We start from the raw sequence: 22,263 nt of genomic DNA, 5'->3' as shown, positions 1-22,263 counted from the left end.
AATTCCAATCCTCACCCACGACCTCTGCAAAAATAGCCCACACCAAAAACAAAAATGCCGCAGGTCTTATAAATATACCTACAGCACTTCGATAAGCCTAGTTAAAAGTTGTAAAAAAGCCCCGAATCTACGATTTTTGAGCTTTACTTAGCGTTCATCACGTGTCTGCGCCATTTTCCGCTCTTCCAGCGACGCCAGAAAATCAGCGGAGCCGTGCTATAAACGGCAACCACGACAATCCAAGCGTAATGGGCCGGCAGATGGAAGACGTAAGCCACGATGTACAAGGCAATCGCCACGAACCAGTTCATGATACCGCAAGCGAACATCACCCAGACCGTATCGCCCGCACCGCGAAGCGCACCCGCATAAATCACGAGCAAGACTTCAACAAAAATGTAGAACGTCGCAATCCGAAGCATGAACATGCTCATCGGGCGAGCCGCATTAAAAATCGCAAGCGCGCTTTCCGTCGCCTCGGCAACATCCGGCTTGAAAATGTCCGTCAACACGCCCGGCAAGAAGATGAAAAAAACGCCCATCACCAGAGAATAGCCCCAGCCAAGCTTAAGTCCAGAATAAGTCGAACGCGTTGCCGCAGCGGCATTCTTGGCGCCCACATAGCGCCCCACCAGGCTCGTCGACGCGACCTCCAGCCCCATCAGCGGCACATACGCCACCAAGTCCCAGTTGAACATGATCGAAGAAGCTGTCGCCGCCTCAGGCCCAAGCGCATGGAACATCAAAATCAACGACTGAAACGCCGCCATGTTCAAGAACATCTCGACGCCAGACGGAATGCCCTTTTTCAAAAGTTCGCGAGTCAACGGCCAGCTAAACGCGAAAGCAAAACGCGTGCGGAAACGACGATGGCAACTATTGCTAAAGAACTTCGCAAACAGAATCACCGTAGAAACCACATTGCCAATAAGCGTGCCATAAGCAGCGCCCGCAACGCCCATCGCAGGAATCGGACCGTAGCCGTAAATCAACACAAAGTTGCAAGCAACGTTCACAATCATGCCAACGAAAGCAGCCTTCATCACGACCTTGGTTTCGCCAATACCGCTAAAGAAACACGGAGCGGCATTACGCAACAAATTGATTACGCCGCCAAACATCAAAATATTGAAATACGTCTTCTGGTATTCGAGCTGATCCGCCGGCAAATGCTCCAGTCCAAACGCAAAATGCCCCAGCGGAATCGTGAGGTACAAAAGCGGCACTGAAATCAGCGACAAGTACACCGATTGCATGAACACGCGGGCGCAATCCCAGCGTTTTTTACCACCCAAGCGCTGAGCCACCATTGCCGTCGTATAGCTAATCGCGCCCGTAAAAAACATCGTGAGTGCAAGCTGCACCGCCCCCGCCCCAAGCGCCGCATTCATTTCGGCAGGGCCAAGCTTCGAGAGGAACAATCGGTCAATGAACGTCATGAACGTGTCAAACGACATCGACAGAAGCATCGGGAGTGCCACCACGAGCACATCCTTCACGTCCCCGTTCTTCTTGAATTTCGAAGGTTTATAGAACCTATTTAAAATAGCATCAACCATAGCTTGGCAAAGATAGAAAAAATCAAAGACCGCGCGACAGCCGATTTTACTTTCCTATTTCTTTTTTCAGCCTCAAGAGAACTTCTTTCTTATCTGAATCCGAGTTAAACCAAAGACTATCAATATACAAGCCATCGACAAAGCCCTTGGCAAGTGCCTCGTTGGCATGCTCCTGAGTATCCCACTTTTTTATCTGTAACGTGATAGATTCCTTGGCAAGCGAAGATGAAGCCTTCTTCAGCAGGGACTCATCTTCATCACGGACCACTCCCACCGAAAAAGTCAATGAAGTTTCTTGTTTTTTAATAGTTGCGCGTTTGCGGGCACAGCAATCAAAACGAGCCATCGCAAGGGAACTCAGCAAAATACAAAGTAATACAATCTTTTTCATATGAGCTCCTAGAAGTCAAACATCGCTTCTACACCAAAAATAAAGGAAGGATCATTCTTATTCCCTTCGGACGGCCAATCATCGCCATACGGGATATCGACAAGCACCATCGAAATAATATCTATTTTAAAGTCAGGAACATTAAAGTAGAATCTTCCGCCGATGCGCACAGAGCCCAAGTCATCCTTTTTATCCAAGCTGTTCGTATGCAATTCCAAAGGAACGCCGATACTCAGATATTCATTCACGGCAACACTCGGTTCAATGAAAGCAAAAAAGTATTCCGGACGCGAGGTAATTTCTAGACTTGTACGAACAGGGTCATCGATGAACGCATAGAACAAAGAGCCCACTATGCAAAATCTCGAAATATCAAATGACGGTTCTACAAGCAAGACGTGGTTCGAGACAGCATCGTCACTTGCGAGGAATACCGAATGAAATCCGTACAACCCGTGGAAAGCAAAGTTTCCCAAAGATAGCGATACATCCAAGCCTGCATAAAGTTCATTGTAGTCTTTACGCTGATAGCTTTTGTAATCAAAATAAGGACGGAAAACTTGATTTGCAATTTCTAAGTCGTACGCCGCATGAACTTCATACGTATAACCTTCCAGACAATCCATTCCCATGTACTCGCCAAACATGAAATGGTAATGGCAACTTTGGTCATTGCCCGCAGTGCCAAAACCTATATCAAATTGCAATCCGTTCCACTGGAATTCTAAACCGCGAATCGTCTTTTGCGAAATGCCTGCAGCGTCATCGCGCGGATCCCCGAAATCATAATAATTCTTGAAAATACCTTCAAAAAATTTCAAGTCACCAACGCGAAAGAAAGTGCGTTCCGAACGAGTGTATTGAATATACGCGCCATTAAAGACAACAGCAGGATTTACGGGATCCATAGACGATTCATCGCCCATGTCCATTCCTTCCATATCCTCCATTCCGTTCATCGCCATCCCCATCGCTTCGAGTTCAAGCCATGCAGACCAGCGATCGTTAAAACGAAGGTCAAAGTCCAAATCTAGCATAGATTCAAAACGGTGCGTAACCTTAGGCTCATCCGTATTCCAATCGGAATAAGCGTGGACCATCACCATCCCAGAAAGGTCCAACTTCGGGCGAATTTCAGAAAAAGCGACACCCGCAAACAATAAAACGCATGATAAAATTATTTTATTCATAACACAAAGGAGTATCTTTTTACAGATACTCCTCCCCATAATTAATAATTACTTGTCGCCCTTGATAAAGTTGTCGATATAGTCCGTTACCGTTTCTACAGCGGCTTTGGAGCCCCAATGTGTATTATGATCGGCGTCCTTGATTTCATGGAATTCGATGCTCTTTGCCTTATCGAGACCCTTTTGCAAAGTTTCCTGCGACTTTTTATCGAATATAGCGTCCTTTGTACCCCAAATAATTTGGACATCCGATTTAATCGAAGAAAGACGATTCGAATTATCAATCTTCAACAAATTCCTGACGAGGAATTTCCATGCATAGTAAGGAACTTGTTTTAAATGTTCCAAGTTCGCCGCCTGGAATTCTTCATCGGGATTCGTATTTTCGCCCCACTTTTCAATGAAGGATTCAGGAAGTTTCTGCGTAGAATCGTAAGCAAAAATTCCATCAAAATTTTTATCACCTGTGCCATTCACAAGCCAATCTATCGTGGCATTCGTTTCATCGACCGCAGCGCCCGAGCCAATCAATGTAATGGATGCAATTTTATCGGCATGCAAAATAGAGAGTTCCTGCGCCACAAACGCGCCTAGAGAATGGCCAACAATATGCGGCTTCTTCAGTTCAAGTTTATCAATAAAGGCTGCGATATCATTCGTCAATTCCTTGAGCGCATAAGCCGATTCTTCAATAGGTTTATCCGTCTTTCCGTTACCGCGGAGTTCCGGAACATAAACGCGATAGCCCTTCTTGGCAAGCTGTGGAGCCACCTGCGACCAAGAAACGCGACCATCCGTAAGGCCGTGGATCAAAATGACAGGAGTGCCCTTTTCGTCACCCGTGACCGTATAAGCCAAGTGGATTCCTGTAGACAAATGCACAGCCTTTTCGGTCCAATCTACTTCCTGATAATCCGAAAATCTCTTGGTCGTAAAGGTATTGTTCTTGCCCATAAAATGATGGCCATTCACTTTTGCGTTGTCTTCAAAAGCGTAGACATCCGTATTGCTGCTACCCACGTGAACCACATCGGCACTACCCGAGAAATCGACGCGGCCAGAGCGCTTAATCAACAAATTGCCTGTGACCTTGACGTTTTTAAGCACCGTTGCGCCCGGCGTTGAAGTATTCACCGTCAACACGCCATTAATTGTCGTATCCTGCAAGAAAATGATGCCATCTTTAATATTTTCATCGCCAAGCGTCAAGCCGCTTGATGCAGATTTGTGGTCACCAGATTCCGTAGCATGACCAGAATGTTCATCGGCAGCACCGGAATGCGTTTCGCCAGAACCGGAATGTTCTTCCGTAGCATGATGTTCATGTTCTTCAGAGGTTGAAGGAGCGACAGAATTTGAATCGTCATCAGAACATGCAGAAAGTGAAAGGAGTGATGCTAAAATAATAGTCGAAAGTTTCGTATTTTTTTTAAAGATATTCATTGATTCCTCCGTTGTTAAGTTGTTTTTTTGTTGGCACAATATTAGATTCTGCGGAGGCTTTTGTCCAATACTATTATTTCATTACTGATGATACAATTTTTTTATAACTAAAAAAGGAGCAGCATTCCGCCACACCTTTTAATTACAAATTAATTCACACAAGCTATCGTTTCAACTTTTTCAAATTTTCCAAGCGATTGAGTGCTTCGTAAAGCGTTTCATCTTTCTTCGCGAAATGCAAACGAACAAGATGGTCCACCGGCTCGCGGAAGAAGCTCGACCCCGGAACAGCCGCGACACCCACCTTCTGCGCCATATCAATACAGAATTGTTCATCTCCTTCATACCCGAACTCGCTAATATCAATCAGTACAAAGTAAGCCCCTTGCGGTTCGGTAAAACGCAACCCGAGATTGCGGAGTCCGTTTGTAAATACATCCTTCATGTGCGTGTAATGCGCCTGCAACCCCGTATAGTACGAGTCGTCAAAACGGAGCGCCGTCACAGCAGCCTCCATCAACGGAGCCGCAGCACCCACCGTCAAAAAGTCATGAACCTTCTTGATGCGTTCCATAACCGGTTCCGCTGCAAGCACATAGCCCAAACGCCAACCCGTAATCGAGTAAGTCTTGCTCAAGCTGCTACATTCAATCGTGCGTTCGAGCATTCCTGGGAGCGTCGCAATGTACGTGTGGCGATGCGGAGCAAAAACGATATGCTCGTAAACCTCGTCTGTAATCACATACAAGTCGTACTTGACAGCAAGCGATGCAATAATCGAAAGTTCTTCGTGCGTAAAGACTTTACCACTCGGATTTGCCGGATTGCAAAGCACCAGCGCCTTCACGCCAGGTTGCGCCATCGCACTTTCCAAGACGTTCGCATCAAAGCTCAAGTCAACAGGCGAAAGCGGCACATAAACCGGAGTCGCCCCGCACAAAATCGTATCGGCGGAATAGTTCTCGTAAAACGGCGAGAACAGTACCACCTTATCGCCCGGATTGCAGACCGACATCATCGAAGCCATCATCGCTTCGGTACTGCCGCAAGTAATCACTATCTCTTTTTGCGGATCGTAACGCAGCCCGCTAAAATGGAACTGCTTATCGCTCAGCGCCTCGCGGAAATTCTGCGCGCCAAAAGTAATCGCATACTGGTGCGGCCCCGTCAAAGCCACTTCCGAAAGACGCTTCGTGAGCGCCTCAGGCGGGTCAAAATCAGGAAATCCCTGCGACAGGTTAATAGCCCCGCAAGCATTGGCAATACGGGTCATTCGGCGGATAACGGAATCGGTAAAAGTTTCAGTGCGTTTACTTAACGGTTGCATGGCGGGAAAATTTAAAAATTTTTCTACTATTTATCCAATAGGAGATTTCTATGTCAAACCCCTTACATCCCGTTGTTTCGGTGCTTAACACCGCCCTTTACGATTTCTACATAGTCCCGCTGTTTTTGATTGTTGCTGGGGTATTCCTTTCAGTCCGTTTGGGATTTCCACAAGTCCGCTATCTGATCGAAACATTCCGTGTCACCCGCGAAAAGCCATTGCACAAGCACGGGATTTCGTCATTTGCGGCATTGATGGTCTCGACAGCCTCCCGCGTCGGCACCGGAAACATCGTCGGCGTATCTTCGGCCATTTGCCTCGGCGGCCCGGGCGCCATTTTCTGGATGTGGGTAATCGCCATCCTCGGCGCCGCCTCCGCATTCGTAGAATCCACCCTCGCCCAGATTTACAAGCGCCATGACGATGTCACAGGACACTCTTACGGCGGACCGTCCTATTACATCCAGACAGCTCTCGGCAAACGTTGGCTAGGCGTTCTCTTCTCGGGCTTTGTGCTCCTCACCTACATCGTGGGCTACAACCTGCTCGCCTCGTACAACATTCAGGACTCCCTCACCGGATACAAATTCTACGATCAGGCATCCACACCGTTCATCGTCGGATTCATTTTAGCCGCACTCTTCGCTCTTTGCATCTGGGAAGGCGCGAAGAAAATTTCCACCATCACAAGTTACCTAGTCCCCTTCATGGGAACCATCTACGTCATCGTCGCCTTCGGCATCATCATATACAACATATCGAACGTTCCCGCCATGTTCGGCACGATTTTCAAGAATGCATTTTCGTTTGACGCTGGATTTGGCGGCTTCGCCGGAAGCTGCATCATGTACGGCATCAAGCGCGGCCTCTACTCCAACGAAGCAGGTATGGGTTCTGCCCCGAACGCAAGTGCAAGTGCAAGCGTTTCGCACCCCGTCAAGCAAGGCCTCGTGCAATCGCTTTCCGTATTCATCGACACGCTCCTCATCTGCTCCGCCACAGCCCTCATGTGCCTCTCGACCAACATCGAACCCAGCAAGGACATTTCGGGAATCATTTACGTACAAAAGTCTCTCGCCTCCGTTCTCGGCAGCAACGGCGCCATCTTCATCACATTCTCCATGTGCCTCTTTGGCTACACCACGCTCATCGGAAACTACTACTACACCGAAGGCTGCCTCCGCTTCATCTTGAACAGGCGCCCCACCAAGAAAATCCGCAATGTATTCAAGACCATCGCAACCGCCATCGTCTTCTTAGGCGCCACATCCAGCGCATCGTTCGCCTGGGACAGCGCAGACCTTTGCCAAGGCCTCATGGTCCTCGTGAACATCCCCGTCATCTTGATTCTCTCGCCAATTGCGATTAAAGCTCTCAAGAACTACATCGACCAGCGAAAGAAAGGACTTGAACCCGTCTACATCGCAAAAGAATGCGGCGTCGAGCAACCCACCGATTACTGGAACGAAGGACAAAGGCTGTAAAAACGGAACAAGAAAAGCAGGTCGTTCATGCGGCCTGCTTTTTTGCATTCTTAAAGACTGAATTTCAGCTATAAACTGCGAATTTCTTCTTCAGAAAAACCAGTCGTTTTAGCGATTATAGAAACATCTACATTCTGTTCCTTGAGACTTTTCGCCATTTGACGTTTTTCCTTATCCGCTTTTGTACGCTCGGTAAAAGCCCCTTCAGCAAAGCCTTCCGCCCTGCCTTCGGCAAAACCTTCTTCTTTGCCTTCGGCAAAAGCGTTTTCGCGTTCAGCCATCACATCCGTCATTTTCTTTACCTCGCTGTTGAAATTTGAACTAAATAAGAATTTACTATTTCGAGATTGAGCGCGCAAGGGGCCGCGCATTCCATAAAAGCAGCAGGTCGTTCACGGCCTGCTATACTTATATGCACACACTTTTAATTAGAGACTAAAATATGATCTCATTTTTAGTTTTTTCACGACCCATATGCGTTCGTCTATACCGAATTTGAGATTGTACCTTGGGAAAATTATCCAAATCTCCCTGAAAAACCTGTTTCGGGACATCCATATCAAAGAAATACAATCGATAATCATCAATCTCATCAAAATAAACAGCTGCTAAAAATTTGTATCCTGCATAGCTAACAAGAATATCTGGGCATTCCTTCTGTTGCAGAACGGAAAGCGTATGATCACCACTAAGCAGATTGTAATCATAATAACAATCTAAGGATTTTTTTGTATTTGCAGCAACCCGTACCAAATGATAAACATACGCATCAGCACAGACAAAATCCTTTTCCATGGGACCATATACGGAACCAATATATGGGCACATATATCGTCCATCAATAACAATCGGCATAGTACTTAACACCTTTGAAGTACTTGTATTCGAAGGAGATAGAATATTTACGAGAATATCTTTCTTCGAAAAGGGAGGCTTAACAACAACAGCCCAAGACATGGCCTCCATAAATAAAACTAAAGCAAAAAACTTCACCATATCATTACTCCTTAGACTATTTTTCTTTCTTGTATTTTTACCCATCGGGGAAAAATAAACTTCCTCCATAACTTTATTAACTGTTCAAAATTTTTATAGTTTTCTACTTCAAGCAATAAAGATAAGGAGGATGTTTTACTTGTTAACCCATTGGGGATACATTACGCTTTTCCGTTATTAAAGCTGCAACATAATTCGAAGAATCTGATTATTTGCCAGCATCAATAGAGCCTATTAATAAAGCAAAAGAAAGGAATACTTCAATTATTAAAAGTAGAACAGAAATAACATATCCACTTTTTTTAGTTCCTAGTGCTTTAAAAATAAAGATATTACCTATCACTATGGCCGAACAAAATATAATCCCAATGTAGTCTTTACTTGCCAAAAAAGAAAATCCAGGAATCAATATTGAAAATGAAGCAAGAGCAAGAAAGCAACCTGTGCGGGAAGAATCTTTTGACTTTATTTTATTTCGAATAGCCGCTCTTACTTTGGGATTATCATCACATTGAGGACAAACAAGCATTTTATAGCGATATCTACTCCATCCATTGGGAATTGTCTCACTGACAACTTGCCATTGATTATTTCTATATTCTTCTTCTACATATCCTATTCCGCTCTTACCGCAATAGTTACATTGATAGTTAACTCTTCTTTCTCTTGACATAATAGTTTCCTTGTTTAAGTGATACGACTTGGGTCAATTTTGAACATTTATAAAATCAGGTCCAAATAAAAGGATCTTCAGCATCAACATTAGCACCACAATGAGGACATTTAGGCATAAATTTCTCCTTAATTAAAATTACAGGAGTTTCTCCCCTTCTTGGCAATAATCCGCATTTTTAGAGAATACAAAAAAGGCGCAGATCGTTGCATTTATCCAAACGAGGCTCTGCAAAGCCTATAACCGATAAACGCAAACGACCCACGCCCCGAAAGGGCTGTTGCCCTTGACCATACGGCCAAAGACCGACTCAATAGTCGGCATAGCAAACTGAAACACACCGCAAAAACGGCGTGCCTGCGTGAGCGTTCACCTTGTTCTCGGTTATTTGAAATTTGCAGATTTCGTTTGGAGAACAAGAGTAAAAACTCTATTTCGTTAAAAAGATAACATAAAAAAGAGCGAAACGCACAAAAAGTTTACAAAAGAGTGATTTTTTCTAAAAAATGGGAATTTTTCAAAGGATTTTGATGGCGTGCGGGCAGGACAAGCCAGGCGTTGCGGGCTGGCGTCTGAAGCCCGCTCCCCTTCGACAAGCTCAGGGCGGCGGAAAAGGTAGCGGAAGCCGAAGGCTGAAGCGAGGGAGAGACTTCTCCCTCCCCATATAAAATTTACTGGATCCTTCACGCTTCGCGTTCAGGATGACGTCATTACAAGCATTTTCACCAACATTCCTAAATTTTATAGATTCTTCGACTTCGCCTTACTGGCTCCGCTCAGAATGACACCATTACAAGCTTTTTCACACACTTTTCTAAGTTCTAAGCTCTAAGTTCTAAGTTCTAATTACTATCTTTGACCCACTATGTTTTCACAGCTGACTGATTCTCTAGAAAATACCCTCAAGAACCTGCGTGGGCAGGGCAAACTTACCGAAGAAAATGTGGCGGAATCGCTGCGTGAGGTGCGTCGCGCGTTCCTCGCTGCCGACGTGAACTTCAACGTGACCCGCGACTTTGTGAAGTCTGTCAAGGAAAAGTCCATGGGCGCCGAAGTGCTCAATTCCGTGACCCCGGGTCAGCAGATTGTGAAGATTATCCACGACGAGCTTGTAGCCGTCATGGGTGGAGAAACTAAGGAAATCAACCTTTCCGCCCCCTCCCCGGTGGGCATCATGATGGTCGGTCTGCAGGGTTCGGGCAAGACGACGTTTGCAGGCAAGATTGCCCTCTGGATGCGCAGCAAGAAGAAGAGGAAACCGCTCCTCGTCGCCGCTGACGTTTACCGTCCGGCCGCTATCAAGCAGTTGCAGGTGCTCGGCAAGTCCATCGGCGTCCCGGTTTATGACGAAGGCCAGGGCAATCCGGTCGAAATCATCAAGCACGGCTACCAGTACGCAAAGGACAACGGTTTTGACCTCGTGATTTACGATACCGCAGGCCGTTTGCAGATTGACGAAGAGTTGATGCAGGAACTCGAAAAGGCACGCGACGCAGTTCATCCGGACGAAATTTTGTTCGTCGCTGACGCCATGATCGGTCAGGAAGCAGTGAATGTCGCCGAGACTTTCTGGAACCGTCTGAACTTCACGGGCGTCTGCCTCTCGAAGATGGATGGCGACACCCGCGGCGGTGCAGCGCTCAGCATCAAGAAGATGACGGGCGTGCCTATATGCTTTATCGGTGTTGGCGAAAAGCTGAACGAAATCGACCTTTTCCACCCGGACCGCATGGCTAGCCGAATCCTCGGCATGGGCGACGTGGTCTCCCTCGTTGAAAAGGCTCAGCAGGTCATCGACGAAAAGGACGCGAAGGACCTCAAGAAAAAGATTCTCAACAACACGTTCGACTTGAACGACTTCTTGAAGCAGCTCCGCACGATCAAGAAGCTCGGCCGCATCAAGGATATTTTGAGCCTCATCCCGGGACTCAACAAGCTCCCGCTCGACCAGATCGACGAAAAGCAGTTGGTCTATGTGGAAGCTGTCCTCAGCTCCATGACGCCGAAGGAACGCAAGAAGCCGCAGATTATTGACGGTAGCCGCAAGGCCCGTATCGCAAAGGGTTCCGGCACGGATGCCGCCCGCGTGAACGCAGTCCTCAAGCAGTACGAAAGCATGAAGGAAATGTTCAAGAAGGTCGGCGATTTCGCCAAGCGCCAGAACAACGGCGGAACCATCGGTTCGAACTACACCCCGCCCAAGGACAAAAACAAGAAGAAAAAGAGATAATCAAGGGCCCGCGACAAAGCGGGTCTTTTTCGTTTAAAATTGGCATTTTTGAGCAAATTTCGGCATTTTTATAGATTTTCGCGCCGCTCAACAAATTAATTTATAAGTAAATGACGGATTTTTTTTCATTGCCGTCCTTTACACACAAAAGCAAGTTTGCTATATTTGGCATCAAAAGAACTAAAACCCCGAAATTTCGGGAAAAACCCCATAAAGAGGTATAAAATGGCAACTGTTATCCGTCTCGCCCGCTTCGGCAAGCGTCACAACCCGATCTACCGCATCGTCGTCATCGACAACCGCAAGGCTCGCGACGATAGCTTTATCGAACAGGTCGGTTTCTTCAACCCGAACCTCAAGCAGCCGGAAATCCGCTTCGAACAGGAAAAGGTCCTCAAGTGGCTCTCCGTCGGTGCACAGCCGTCTGACACTGTCAAGTCTCTCCTCAAGAAGACTGGCATTTCTGACTTGTTCCACGACCTCAAGGCCAACCGCTCCATCGAAGGCAAGGCTCCGGTCGCTCGCGAAATCAAGTCCAAGCAGCGCAAGTTGAGCCCGAAGGCTCAGGCTCGCCTCGAAGCCGAAAAGGCTGCCAAGGAAGCTGCTGAAGCTCCGGCCGCTGAAGAAGCACAGGCTTAATTACGCCTTTAATAAAGAGTCTCGTGCCGCATGCACGGGACTTTTTTCTTTAGCAAACCACAAACAACCATCTCTCGTCTCTAGTCTCTCGTCTTTCTTCTAAAATGGATTCTCAAGAATACATCACCGTCTGCCAGCTCATGCGTGCGCATGGCGTCAAAGGCTACATCAAAGCGATGCCCCTGACCCACGACCTGACTCGCTGCAAGAGCCTTAAAGACGTGCGCGTTCAAAAGAGGAATGGCGAAGTTTTGGAACTCACCCTCGAAGATGCCAAGCAGGCAAACAACCTCTGGCTCTTGAAATTCAAGGGTTTCGACACTCCAGAAGCACTCTCTCCGCTCGTCAATGGCGACGTCATGATTCCCGAATCCGAACGTCTCCCGCTCCCCGAAGGCGAATACTATCTTGACGACCTGGAAGGTTTCCGCGTCCACACCGAAGACGGTCGCGACGTCGGTGAAGTCATCGAAGTGCAAGAACTGATGACGGTCGATGCGTTCCTCATCAAGTTCGACCTTGCCGTGCAATCTGAATTCAGCAGCAAGTCCATCCTCGCCCCTTGGATTGACGATTGCGTCAAGGAAATCAACGACGAAGAAAAGTTCATTGTTTGTGATAGCGACTATTTAAAATCCGTTTGCCCGGAGGAACGATGAAGATCGACTGCATCACCATCTTCCCCGAAATGTTCGCGCCGATGAAAAATTCAATCATGGGCCGCGCACAGGCAAAAGGCTTGTTTGAGTTCAATACAGTCTATCTGCGAGACTTCGCCATCAACGCCTACGGGCAGGTGGACGATGTTCCGTACGGTGGCGAACCGGGCATGGTACTCCGTCCCGAACCGCTTGCGAAGGCCATTCGCAGCACGGGAGTCAAGGAAGATGGCGGAAAAGTCATCTACCTCACGGCAGATGGCGTCCCCTTCACACACAAGATTGCTAAAGAACTCTCTCAAGAAAACCACCTTGTTCTTGTCTGCGGACACTACAAGGGAATCGATGACCGCATCCGCCAGACCGAGGTCGACATGGAAATTTCCATCGGCGATTTTGTCGTGAGCGGAGGCGAACTTCCGGCGATGCTCGTCACGGACGCCGTAGTGCGACTGCTGGACGGGGCTCTGGGCCACAAGGAATCCGGTGAAACGGACTCTTTTGCGCAAGGCGTTTTGGGTTGGCCCGTCTACACCCGCCCCGAAGAATTCGAAGGAAAAAAGGTGCCTGAGGTGCTACTTTCCGGTCATCACAAGAACATTTCAGAGTGGAGACGTCAAGAATCGTTAAAAAGAACGCAAGAAAGACGCCCCGACATCTTTAAAAATCTTGAAATAAATACTACATTTGGCGACAAATAATAACGAGGTACACATTATGTCCCTGAACATTGAAGCAATCCAAAACGAAAATTTGAAGACCGACCTTCCGGAATTCCGTGCTGGCGATACCGTTACCGTTAACGTCAAGGTTATCGAAGGTACCAAGGAACGTATCCAGCCGTTCAAGGGCGTCGTTATTCAGCAGAAGAACTCTGGCATCGGCAAGTCCATCACGGTCCGCAAGATGTCCGGTGCAGTCGCTGTCGAACGTATCTTCCCGGTCAACTCCCCGCGCATCGACTCCATCGTTGTCGAACGCTCCGGTAAGGTTCACCAGGCTCGCATTTACTACATGCGCGACCTCCGCGGTAAGGCTGCACGTATCGAAGAACGCCAGGCTTAATTAGCCGGACTTCGAAGGCGGTTATTTCCCGATGATTACGGGGAATTCGCAACCAAGACTTATCCCGCCCACGCGACTCCGCGTGAAGGCGGGTTTTGTTGTATCCTCACCAGAGGACGAAGACAAGAAAATCATCCTTTTGAACGAAGGTGAGCTTGTCGCACTCGACCCCAAAGCGAACAACAAGGTCGTTTTCAAGATCCATCCCGGAAATCTCGTGGGCGTAGGCGCCCTGCTTGAACGCGAACCCGTACGCTATATTTTCCAGGCGACAACCGATTCCACCATCACCATCATCAATGACGAGTGCATGGAATCCGAGCTAAAGGCGCTCCCCGTCTGGCTTTTGGCAGCTATCAAGGCGATTTCGGCCAAAACGCGCCGCATCAACGAGTCCATCCGCGCAGCAAAGACGGAAAATCCGCTCGAAAGCCTCGCCTCTTTCTGCAAATTCTACAGCAAAGACGAAATTTTGCAAAAGCAGTTGCTGTTGCAAGAATTCTCGTGGCTCACCAAGACGCCGTTCCCCGCTGCAAACGAAGCTCTAAAGACGCTTATCCGCCGCAAGATGCTCATCCCGCAAGCCAACGGCTCGACGCTAACCGTCCCGGACCCGCTCCTTCTCAAAATTTTCGCGGACTACCTCAAGACGCAAGAACTTGAACTTCCGTGGCTTCCGTTCAAGCTCACGCTCCAGCAAAAGAGATGTCTCGTTTGGCTATCGACTCTCGAACCAAGTACAACCATAGACGGCTCCGCATGGATGAATTTATTCAAGGAACATAACCTTGAAGTTGGCGTTACAGACTGGCTCCAAATGCAGCAATTTGAATGGTTCAACGAAAAAGAGAACCATCTTTTCGCCCTTAATTTTGACAAAGTAAATTACTATTTATTGGCTTTGCAGTACGAGCCAAATCTCAAGGGGACGGTCAAATGATTTTGAGAGAAGGCGAAAATCTCTGCCTGCAAGGCGACCTCACCCATTCGTTTTACATCGTCAAAAGCGGTGCACTTACCGCAACTTCTAAGGACGAGCAAAACGGTACGCAAATTCTGAATTTCGGCCCAGGTTCCACATTTGGCGAACTCAGCCTTATCGCAGGCGAACCCATGGAATACACGGTCTGCGCCGAAGAAGACTGCGAAATCGAAGTCGTTCCGCAAAGCGCCTTGCACGACACGATGAAAGAACAACCCATCTGGCTCAAGTCCATTCTCGCGTTCCTCACACAGCGCAATCACATCGCGCAAGAGAACAAGCGCAAAAGCGACTTGATCACAACTTTCCCGTCGCTGTTGTTCGTGCTTTCGAGAATGCCCGCGAAAGATATTAGTTTAGTCGCACTACAAGACGAAATCGCTCAATTTTCAAAGCTCTCCGCACTTGGAACATACAAACTATTAATTATTTTACAGGACTTCAAGCTCGTCCGTTTGCAATCGGAATCCGTATCTGTAGAGAACAAGCCGCTGATCAAGATTCTCTACGAGACGCTCCGCCATCGCGCCATTTACAAGAGCACATCGCCGAACATCCTTTCGCTTACCGACCAGGCTATCCTCACCGCATTTGTGAAAGCCGCCTGCGACAAAGGCGAACTCCAGTCCGACGGTCTCGTTGCCGTTAACACCAGCGATTTGATTGAGCAAACCAAGCGCACCATGCACGGGATGAGCCTCACCCCGCGCAACCTCGAAACGCTTTTGCAAAAGCAGCTCCTCAAAGAGCTCCCCAAAGAAAAATATTGCGCCAACTTCGACAAGCTCCTAAACCTGCTCGAACTCAACCGCATTTATCCATTGCTCGATAAGAAATTAATTACTGGCCAGTAGTCATCGGTCATTAGTCAATAGACTGAATGTCATTCCCGTCCCGGAACAAGTCCGGGATGACAGTCGGGAATCGCCTTCTTGTAAAACGAAAAAAAATTCAAGTATCGATTATTGCCAGCAATTCTAAGCTCTAAGTTCTAAGTTCTAAAATCCAAATTACTATCTTTGTTACGTAACACATTCACCCTTTTACAAGGTTCAATATGAAACTCTCTGCACTTCTCGTGACTCTTTCCTCCATCGCCGCTTTCGCACAGGACGCAGCCGCTCAGCCGGAACAGCCGGGCGCTCTCGCTAGCTTCCTCCCGCTCATCCTCCTCTTTGTGGTGATGTGGCTCTTCTTCATCCGCCCGAAGCAGAAGGAAATGAAGCAGATGGACGAAATGCGCAAGCAGCTCAAGAAGGGCGACAAGGTCATGACCGCCGCAGGCATCATCGGCACCATCGCTAGCATGGAAGAAAACATCATCACGCTCCGCACTGGCACCTCCACCATCGAATTCGAAAAGGCAGCCATTCTCCGCGTCATCAACAACGACACTTCCGCTAAGGTCGAAGAAAAGAAGTAATCATGGCCATTCTCCCCATCAGAATTTACGGTGACCCGGTGCTTCGCAAAAAGTGCGAACCCATCACCGAAATCACGCCGGAACTCCGCCAGCTCGCAAAAGACATGCTCGAAACCATGTACGATGCTCCGGGCTGCGGCCTTGCCGCTCCGCAGATTGGCAAGAACATCCGTCTCGTGGTCATCGACACCGCCATTCCAGACGAAGAGGAACCGCGTCCGTACATCATGTTCAACCCCGAATGGGAAGCTGAACCGGATGCCAAAAACGTCGATTACGATGAAGGTTGCCTCTCCCTCCCGGAAATTTTCTGCAACGTTGTCCGTCCGGACCGCGTGACAGTTCGTTTCTTTGACATCAATGGCGAAGCCCAGGAAATTCATAACTGCGAAGGTCTGTTCGCCCGCTGCATCCAGCACGAATGCGACCACCTCAACGGCGACCTCTTTGTCGATAAGATCTCGACGTCGGACCGCACGATGAATCAGTCCAAGCTCCGCAAGATGGCAAAAGAAACCCAGGCGAAGCTCAAAAAGAAATAAGGTCCATGGGCCTGCTCCGGATATTTTCAGCAGTTGCTTTGACGACACTCTCCTTGGCGACCTCATCTCTTGCGGCCGGCAATTCTGAGTATAGCCCGATCGAAGCAAACAGCGTATCTGAGCAGACCATCGTTCCTCAAAAAATCGCCAAAGAACTCAACCGCCCTATCCAGGTGGGCGTCTTTGTCGGTGTGCCAAACATTTTCGTCCGTCAAAAGAACGAAGAACTGCACATCACCGCCTCTAAAGGCAAACTCAAAATCAAGACAAAATCAAAGCGCCAGCAAACCGCAGACCGACGCGTTTTCAAGGCCACAGGATCTTCCGCAAGCGATTGCATCGCCATTGCAACAGACAAGGCAGGCCTCAATAAAGCCTGCTACAACGGTGAATTTATCGTCACCGCCAATGGCAACAAGCTAAACGCCATCAACGTCATCGACATTGAAGATTACTTGCGAGGCGTTGTTCCTTACGAAATCGGCAAACTCGACGAATCCAAGTTTGAAGCGCTCAAGGCCCAAGCCGTTGCCGCACGTACCTATGCCTACAAGCACTTCGGCAGCCGAGTCGCACAAGGCTTTGACGTTTACGCCGACACACGCGACCAAGTCTACAAAGGTCTCCACAGCGCCACGGCACTTACAGACAAAGCCATCCGTGAAACCGAAGGCGTCGTGATGACGTACAACGGAGAATTCATCACTGCCTATTACCATTCCACTTGCGGAGGCGAAACCGAAGGCGTTGTCACCTGGGGTCGCCCAGACCACCCCTATCTCAAAAACAAGCCCGACCTCCGCCCCGACGGAACACCGTGGTGCCGCGAATCAAGCTACTCGGAATGGACTCGTGAATTCACCGAAGATGAACTTCGCGATTTATTCCAGATAAACGCAAAAGAAGCGAAAGCAAACGTCCCGAGTTTTTCGAGCATCAAGTCGATGCACATTCAAGACACGCTCAAAAGCGGTCGCATCCACACGCTCGTCATCGAAACGAACAACGGTTCTTTCACTGCCAAAGCAGACAAAATCCGCTGGCTATTCAAGCGCGGTGGCACCATCCTCCCCTCCAGCTTTTTCCGCATCCACAAGAACGGGAATGAATGGATTCTCAAAGGCAAGGGATTCGGGCATGGCGTTGGGCTTTGCCAAATGGGCGCTCGCGCTCGCGCACAGGCCGGTCAAAGCTACATCCAGATTTTAACGCACTATTACCCCGGCATCACGCTGGAAAAATTCAAGAGATGATAGTCGTTTTAAGCCAGGGCTGTGCCGCAAATTTCGGTGACGGTGAAAAGATTGCGCGCATCCTCTCGCAAAAATCCGAAGTCACGTTCGAGTTTCCGGAAGCGAAGCCGGCGCATTCCACAAGAGCAACGAGTTTTTCTTCCAAGACGCCCGCGAATCTTGAAAATGCCGCGAATTCCACAAGCGCCGCAAATCCCGTGGACTTCCGCACTGAAAAGCCCGAAGCGTTCTACCTGAACGTTTGCACGGTCAAGGGCAATGCGGGCGCCATGAAACTTCTGCGCAAAGCAGCGAGCACATTTCCGGGCGTTCCCATATACATCACGGGTTGCGCCCCTAAGGACTTCCGCGAAGAAGCTCTCCGCGCCGTTCCGCACGTTCAATTCACAAGCCTAAAAGAACTTGAAGATTCGGCAATATTACCAACCCAGTCCGCGCAATCCCCCTCAAGTCAGACATCCGCGCGCACTCCCGGCAGCAACAAAATCTATCGCAATGTCCTTCGCGAATCCCCGTTCGTCGGCATCGTGAACATCGAAGAAGGCTGTCTCGACGCGTGCGCCTTTTGCAGCACGCACCTCGTCAAAGGACGACTCCACAGCTTTGCGCCCCAAACTATCGTAGATCAAGTCCAAGCGCTCGTCGATGACGGTTGCCTCGAAATCCAGCTCACCGGCCAAGACTGCGCCTGCTACGGTTTTGACATCGGCACGAATCTCGCTGAACTCACACAAAGAATCCTCACACACGTGAACGGCAATTACCACATCCGCCTCGGCATGGGCAATCCGCGCCATGTCCTCGGCTATCAAGAAGCACTTTTGGATTGCTTCACGGATAATCGCATTTACAAGTTCATCCACATTCCCGTCCAGAGTGGCAGCGAAAACGTTCTCAAGGCGATGAACCGCCGTCACACCGCACGCGACTACGCAACCCTCGCCCACGCCTTTACCGAGCGATTCCGCAAGTTCACGCTCAGCACCGACCTTATTGTCGGCTATCCCGGCGAAACCGACGCTGATTTCAACGATACGTTAAAGCTTTTAAAAGAAACTCGCCCGACCGTCTGCAACAACACGCGTTTTGTCGCACGCCCAGGCACTGTCGCCGCGCGTCTCGAAACAAGCAAACCAACGCATCTCGAATCAGCATCCAGCCTGGCAGTCCCCGACGATATCAAGCACGAACGTTCCGCGATTCTCGCCGAAGCGTTCCAGAAAATCGCCCTCGAGAACAACCGCGAATGGATCGGCGACGAATGCACCGTCGTCACAGAAAAGCCCGGCTACCGCGCAGGCACAACCATCGCCCGCAACGAAGCCTACCGCCCCGTCGCCTTACAAGGCACATTCCCTGCCGGGCAAACGCTCCGCGTCCGCATCACCGATGCCGAACCCTTCGCACTGATAGCAAAGCCTCTCTAACCGCACCGGCGCCACACGCCGCGAGCCCCTGCGCGCTTTCCTCCCACAGACTATAAAAAACTCCCCGTGGAATCACCACAGGGAGTATCTTCAATATTCTCTAAGAATTACTTTCTTACAGTTCTACGATAACCGCGTCTGATCGTTTCCGTAGTACGCTGGAACGGCATCGTTGCAGGCGTTGTAGAACTACCATTCGAATAGCAATAATCGAACTGTTCCAACACAACCGTCATCTGGTATACATACGGACCCGTAGCGAGCAAACGACCCTTATCCGTTACAGGATACATCTTGATCGTAGCAAGCAAGGCACCAGTTTCACCATACAACGGCAAATCATTACATTTAGGTTCAGTCTTGCCAGCAACAACACTACCGGCGCGCTGACCCATCAATGCATTCTTGAAATCATCACCCGTAACACGCTTGGTATACTGGTTCACAAAGTGTCCAAGATGGTCAAACACACGAATGTTCACGTGGAACGGCTGAGTTGTCGGGAAAGACCACTGTGTGCAAGATTCATTACTCTTCTTGCCAGGAACTTTCTTAGAGCCATTGCTATAGCAAAGCGTCGAATTCGTCCCCTGACTTGCACCATAAACGACAGAACCAGCAGCAACTTCACCCTGAGGGCCAGAAACCGTAATGGTTTCGGCATTATCCTTAGCCCACTTCATCGGGTCAATGCCCGTTGCAGGAATCGGAGTCAACACAAGGTCAGCCGTCATATCCGTCGGGAGAGTTCCATCATCGCTAGCTTCAGCCAAATTCGAAAGTTTCTGAGCTTCGTTAGTAAAGTCCGGACGGTCATAAGCCGGATCATCAGGAATAACCGTCACAACAGCGACTGCCGTATAAGAAATCTTGGCCCACTTATCCTTTTCGTCGAAGCCTTCCACATTCTTACCCGAAGATGCAGCGACGTTAAACGGCATCAACTTAGACCAGAACATGATCTGCTTCCATTCATCAGCAGTGTAGTTTCCGCCATTGCCATCATCTTCAAGTCCCTGAGACCATTTCACGTTAAAGGCAATGCGGTCATTACCCAAAAGTCCACCTTCAAGAACTCTACCAGTCGCATCCGTCAAAGTACCGCTGAACTGGTACAATTGACCATCAGCACCTTTATCAACAGGACCTTCCATCTTTGACACATAATAACCATAAACATTAGTGACCATGGAATCCGTACCCTGGGAATTCTTTAACGGCTTGCCATCTAAACCAAGCACAACTTCATCACGCATCACAAGCATAGACGGAGCGTTATTAATCGGATTGACCATATTGGCAACGGTGGAATCAGCAAGCGGAACGTTCATAAACATACTGTTCTTAGGAACGCCATCTTCGCCCACCTTCACAATAACGTTACCTACAGACGGCTGACCATAGCGAGACGGAGCAAGTTCAGCAAGAGAAGTACGAATATAAATGTTAGAACCATCAGACTGGCGGTCTGCATAGAAGAAGTGCAAATGGTGCCAGGTATCATCAGCCCAACCCTTTGCATCAGAAGCGCCAGCGCAGTTGGAATAATTAGCAAGAGGTTCCGGAGTTCCGTCAGCAAGGATATGGCAACCATGGTTGTTCTTGGCAAGGACTTCAATATCCACCTTACCCGGAGCTGACAAGTGAGTACCGCCCAAGTCCACGACAAGAACGCCATCCACGAAAATCCACATATCATCGTCACCGGCGAATTCGAAGACTTCGTGCATAGGACTCTGGTTGCTCTGCTTGTACTTGAAGCTAGCATAGCCCATCATCGTAAAGGCGTAATTGCGGAGGTGTTGCTTACCCAAAGAACCATTATACACAGCAGCCTGCCATGCAGCACTATAACCACTACCGTCAATTGCACTTACATTGCGCGGGCCACCATAGTTCAGCCAGTCCGTACAAAGCTTATACGTGTTATTTCCACGATAGTCCGCCTGCTTATCGCGCCATTCATAATCATACGGCGGGCAGAAAATAGAAAGCGTCTGCGGATCAAACTGATCACAAACCTGGTTTGGCTGGATTTTGGGGTTGCAGGGCTTATTCATCACCCATTCTCTAGTATCCGGATTGATACTATCCAACGGAGAATAACCGCCATTGTTGTAGTTGTAGTCGTAAATAAAGTAGTTCGAATTATCGTCCTTCGGAATGTCCATCGTCGTATTAACACGCTTATTGACATAAAGGCCATTTACCGGCGGGACATCTGCAAACCACTGTTCAAAGTACTGGTTATCACAAAGGTCGTTTGCCTTAACAATAACCACATCATTAAGCATGTCATATTTGCCTTCGCCGCCCGTCATTTTCGGGAACTGCAAATACGGAGCCACCATGCCCGGAGTATAAATAACCGGGTTTGCCCACATGGTATTTCCATTCGGGCACTTGTAGCCACTAACATCATTTTGTGCGTTCTTATAACCACGTTGAGTCAGTTCGACCTGCGTCTTCGGGTCTTTATACTTATCACCGCATTCACCATATCGCAAAGTATCTTTAGTAGAAACTTGCTGCAAATACAAAGGCAGAGCATAGTTAGGCTTCATCGGAAGACCATCTGCACCAATCGCAGCACCGGCACCCAAAGCAATAGTATTCATATTACCACAGGAATAATGATACTTGGCCGCATTATTATACCAGGAAAGATCATAGCCATTCAACTGCATGAGCGTTCCAGTACCAGTCCTGTAATTATAAATATTGTCCAGATGCTTAACAGCTTCTTCCGAGAAATTTTCGAAGTCTGGGTGATTCGGCTGGAAATCGCGAATAACAATATCCAGGATACGGACATCCTTAGCGCCTTGTGCAAAGGACACGGAAAAACCAAATAAAGCGCTTAGGGTAATCCATTTAGTCAATTTCATAATATTCCAATCTCCACCTAATAATAGGTACAACAATTCCACCTAAATATAAACCAAATAAAAAGAAATGAGGTCTTGTAATATTGCAAAAT

21 protein-coding genes are annotated in these 22,263 nt (G+C 48.4%); 12 read left to right on the top strand and 9 right to left on the bottom strand.

Annotated elements, in window-relative coordinates; genetic code table 11:
* Positions 1-143 precede the first annotated feature (143 nt).
* From CRN95_RS07270 to CRN95_RS07250, 5 genes are all read right to left on the bottom strand, one after another.
* A complete protein-coding gene (locus CRN95_RS07270) occupies positions 144-1,559 on the bottom strand; it encodes an MATE family efflux transporter (protein ID WP_097020502.1) in 1,416 nt (471 codons plus the stop codon).
* A gap of 46 nt (positions 1,560-1,605) precedes the next feature.
* Positions 1,606-1,950 carry a MetQ/NlpA family ABC transporter substrate-binding protein gene (locus tag CRN95_RS07265; RefSeq protein ID WP_097020501.1) on the bottom strand — a complete coding sequence of 115 codons (345 nt, stop codon included), beginning with the start codon at positions 1,948-1,950 and terminating at the stop codon, positions 1,606-1,608.
* Positions 1,951-1,958: 8 nt separating this feature from the next.
* Positions 1,959-3,140: a hypothetical protein gene (locus CRN95_RS07260; RefSeq protein ID WP_235002929.1), complete on the bottom strand. Its 1,182-nt coding sequence runs from the start codon at positions 3,138-3,140 to the stop codon at positions 1,959-1,961.
* 48 nt (positions 3,141-3,188) lie between these two features.
* Entirely contained in the window at positions 3,189-4,583 is a 1,395-nt protein-coding gene (locus CRN95_RS07255) for an alpha/beta fold hydrolase (RefSeq protein ID WP_097020499.1), read from the bottom strand.
* Positions 4,584-4,746: 163 nt separating this feature from the next.
* The gene (locus tag CRN95_RS07250; RefSeq protein WP_097020498.1) at positions 4,747-5,910 is read right to left on the bottom strand and encodes a pyridoxal phosphate-dependent aminotransferase; all 1,164 of its coding nucleotides are present in this window, start codon (positions 5,908-5,910) and stop codon (positions 4,747-4,749) included.
* Between the two features lie 50 nt (positions 5,911-5,960).
* Here CRN95_RS07250 and CRN95_RS07245 point away from each other — a divergent pair, with 50 nt between their 5' ends.
* Positions 5,961-7,394: a sodium:alanine symporter family protein gene (locus CRN95_RS07245; protein WP_097020497.1), complete on the top strand. Its 1,434-nt coding sequence runs from the start codon at positions 5,961-5,963 to the stop codon at positions 7,392-7,394.
* Between the two features lie 68 nt (positions 7,395-7,462).
* Here the strand turns inward: CRN95_RS07245 and CRN95_RS07240 are convergent, their stop codons facing one another.
* From CRN95_RS07240 to CRN95_RS07230, 3 genes are all read right to left on the bottom strand, one after another.
* Positions 7,463-7,765: a hypothetical protein gene (locus CRN95_RS07240; protein ID WP_145993972.1), complete on the bottom strand. Its 303-nt coding sequence runs from the start codon at positions 7,763-7,765 to the stop codon at positions 7,463-7,465.
* 64 nt (positions 7,766-7,829) lie between these two features.
* A complete protein-coding gene (locus CRN95_RS07235) occupies positions 7,830-8,435 on the bottom strand; it encodes a hypothetical protein (RefSeq protein WP_097020495.1) in 606 nt (201 codons plus the stop codon).
* Positions 8,436-8,598: 163 nt separating this feature from the next.
* Positions 8,599-9,063 carry a hypothetical protein gene (locus CRN95_RS07230; protein ID WP_097020494.1) on the bottom strand — a complete coding sequence of 155 codons (465 nt, stop codon included), beginning with the start codon at positions 9,061-9,063 and terminating at the stop codon, positions 8,599-8,601.
* Positions 9,064-9,928: 865 nt separating this feature from the next.
* Between CRN95_RS07230 and ffh the strand changes: the two genes are divergently transcribed.
* The 11 genes from ffh to CRN95_RS07175 all read left to right on the top strand — a co-directional run bounded on the left by ffh (position 9,929) and on the right by CRN95_RS07175 (position 19,283).
* The gene (gene ffh / locus CRN95_RS07225; RefSeq protein WP_014547033.1) at positions 9,929-11,293 is read left to right on the top strand and encodes a signal recognition particle protein; all 1,365 of its coding nucleotides are present in this window, start codon (positions 9,929-9,931) and stop codon (positions 11,291-11,293) included.
* 225 nt (positions 11,294-11,518) lie between these two features.
* Positions 11,519-11,932, top strand: coding sequence for a 30S ribosomal protein S16 (gene rpsP, locus CRN95_RS15110; protein ID WP_014547029.1), 414 nt, complete (start codon positions 11,519-11,521; stop codon positions 11,930-11,932).
* A 104-nt stretch (positions 11,933-12,036) separates the two neighbouring features.
* Positions 12,037-12,591, top strand: a complete 555-nt coding sequence (rimM, locus tag CRN95_RS07215; protein ID WP_088629284.1) for a ribosome maturation factor RimM — start codon at positions 12,037-12,039, stop codon at positions 12,589-12,591.
* Positions 12,588-13,292 (top strand): tRNA (guanosine(37)-N1)-methyltransferase TrmD, encoded by a 705-nt coding sequence (trmD, locus tag CRN95_RS07210; protein WP_097020493.1) that lies wholly within the window; start codon positions 12,588-12,590, stop codon positions 13,290-13,292. Before rimM ends, trmD begins: the two co-directional genes overlap by 4 nt.
* 16 nt (positions 13,293-13,308) lie before the next feature.
* Entirely contained in the window at positions 13,309-13,656 is a 348-nt protein-coding gene (rplS, locus tag CRN95_RS07205; RefSeq protein WP_073424632.1) for a 50S ribosomal protein L19, read from the top strand.
* A 31-nt stretch (positions 13,657-13,687) separates the two neighbouring features.
* The gene (locus CRN95_RS07200; RefSeq protein WP_097020492.1) at positions 13,688-14,596 is read left to right on the top strand and encodes a Crp/Fnr family transcriptional regulator; all 909 of its coding nucleotides are present in this window, start codon (positions 13,688-13,690) and stop codon (positions 14,594-14,596) included.
* Entirely contained in the window at positions 14,593-15,492 is a 900-nt protein-coding gene (locus CRN95_RS07195) for a Crp/Fnr family transcriptional regulator (RefSeq protein WP_097020491.1), read from the top strand. Before CRN95_RS07200 ends, CRN95_RS07195 begins: the two co-directional genes overlap by 4 nt.
* Before the next feature lie 203 nt (positions 15,493-15,695).
* Positions 15,696-16,061: a preprotein translocase subunit YajC gene (gene yajC / locus CRN95_RS07190; protein WP_015732288.1), complete on the top strand. Its 366-nt coding sequence runs from the start codon at positions 15,696-15,698 to the stop codon at positions 16,059-16,061.
* 2 nt (positions 16,062-16,063) lie between these two features.
* Positions 16,064-16,603 carry a peptide deformylase gene (def, locus tag CRN95_RS07185; protein WP_014547023.1) on the top strand — a complete coding sequence of 180 codons (540 nt, stop codon included), beginning with the start codon at positions 16,064-16,066 and terminating at the stop codon, positions 16,601-16,603.
* A gap of 5 nt (positions 16,604-16,608) precedes the next feature.
* The gene (locus CRN95_RS07180) at positions 16,609-17,856 is read left to right on the top strand and encodes a SpoIID/LytB domain-containing protein (RefSeq protein WP_097020490.1); all 1,248 of its coding nucleotides are present in this window, start codon (positions 16,609-16,611) and stop codon (positions 17,854-17,856) included.
* Positions 17,853-19,283: a MiaB/RimO family radical SAM methylthiotransferase gene (locus tag CRN95_RS07175; RefSeq protein ID WP_097020489.1), complete on the top strand. Its 1,431-nt coding sequence runs from the start codon at positions 17,853-17,855 to the stop codon at positions 19,281-19,283. Before CRN95_RS07180 ends, CRN95_RS07175 begins: the two co-directional genes overlap by 4 nt.
* Positions 19,284-19,390: 107 nt before the next feature.
* Here the strand turns inward: CRN95_RS07175 and CRN95_RS07170 are convergent, their stop codons facing one another.
* Complete coding sequence (locus CRN95_RS07170; protein ID WP_097020488.1) at positions 19,391-22,171, bottom strand: fibro-slime domain-containing protein; 2,781 nt, start codon at positions 22,169-22,171, stop codon at positions 19,391-19,393.
* Between the last annotated feature and the right edge of the window lie 92 nt (positions 22,172-22,263).

The organism is Fibrobacter sp. UWB16 (genome assembly GCF_900215325.1).
Taxonomy (GTDB): Bacteria; Fibrobacterota; Fibrobacteria; order Fibrobacterales; family Fibrobacteraceae; genus Fibrobacter.
This window is presented reverse-complemented; position numbering and strand designations above follow the sequence as displayed.